Source organism: Azonexus sp., from assembly GCF_036170495.1.
Lineage (GTDB): Bacteria > Pseudomonadota > Gammaproteobacteria > Burkholderiales > Rhodocyclaceae > Azonexus.
The window spans coordinates 1-1,198 of sequence record NZ_JAVHPH010000071.1; the positions used below are offsets into that span (position 1 = coordinate 1).

Consider the following 1,198-nt stretch of genomic DNA (forward strand, 5'->3'; position numbering starts at 1 on the left):
ATCCGCCAGAAATGATGGCTGCCCAGTCGTCGCGCCCGGTAGCCGAGGCGCGGATAGTCGAGACGGTACGCGGTGGTAGCAACGCCGGAGAAGTCAGGTCGGCGCCTGTCAGGGCTGCCCCTCGTTCAGCGCCGACCCCGAAGGTGGCGGCTGAGCCGAAAGCAAGGCCGGAAAGCGCTGATGCGCGTGTTGTCAAGCAGGGTGAGACGCTGCGCAAGATAGCAGCCGAGAACAAATACGACGGCGTTTCCCTGGAGCAGATGCTGGTTGGCTTGTTTCAAGGCAATCCGGACGCCTTCATCGGCCAGAATGTCAATCGCCTGAAAGCGGGCGCCATCCTGAATATTCCAGAGCCGTCAGCGGTTGAGTCGATTTCTCCGGCTGAAGCGAAAAAAATCTACGTTGCACAGGCTCGCGACTGGAATGCCTATCGGCAAAAACTGGCCGCATCGACAGCCAGGATGCCGGCGACGGATGGTGCGGCAACGCAGACTAGCGCCGGCAAGATCACGGCCAAGGTAGAAGAGAAAGTGGTGCCGGCCGAGCCGGTTAAGGACCAGGTCAAGGTGGCGCGCGCCGATCCTGGCGCCAAGGGTGTTGCTGCCGCCAAGGCGACCGAGGTGGCCGATCAGCTGGCTAAGGACAAGGCGCTGAAAGATGCGCAGGACCGCCTGCAGTCGCTGGAAAAGAATGTCAATGAATTGCAGAAGCTTCTGGAGATGAAGAACCAGAAGTTGGCTGAGCTGCAGAAGGCGCCAGTCAAGAAGGATGAGCCGAAGGTCGCAGAGATGGTCAAGCCGGCCGAGCCACCGAAGCCTGTTGAGGCGGCCAAACCGGTTGAGCCGAAGCCTGTTGAGGCACCCAAAGTAGTTGAACCGCCAAAGGCGCCCGAACCTGTTGCGCCGGTTGAAACAGCAAAGCCGGTCGAGCCGCCAAAAGCGGTCGAGCCACCGAAATCAGAAATGCCCAAGGTCGATGCTCCCGTGCCTCCGTCTGAGCCGAGTCTTGTCGATTCGATCCTTGAGGATCCGATGCCTTTGGCCGGTCTTGGCGGAATTCTCGCTTTGCTCGGTGGTTACTTCGTGTTTAGCCGCCGGCGCACCAAGAATGCATCCGTTGAAACTACGGCGCTACCGATGCCGTCCAGTCTTGGGCCCAACTCCGTATTCCGCATGACAGGCGGCCAGAGTATCGATAC

At 60.0% G+C, this 1,198-nt stretch carries 1 protein-coding gene; it reads left to right on the forward strand.

The genetic code is table 11. From position 1 onward, the window contains the following. A partial coding sequence (locus ADADOO_RS02405) for a FimV/HubP family polar landmark protein (RefSeq protein ID WP_511274692.1) occupies positions 1-1,198 on the forward strand: 1,198 nt, incomplete at both ends.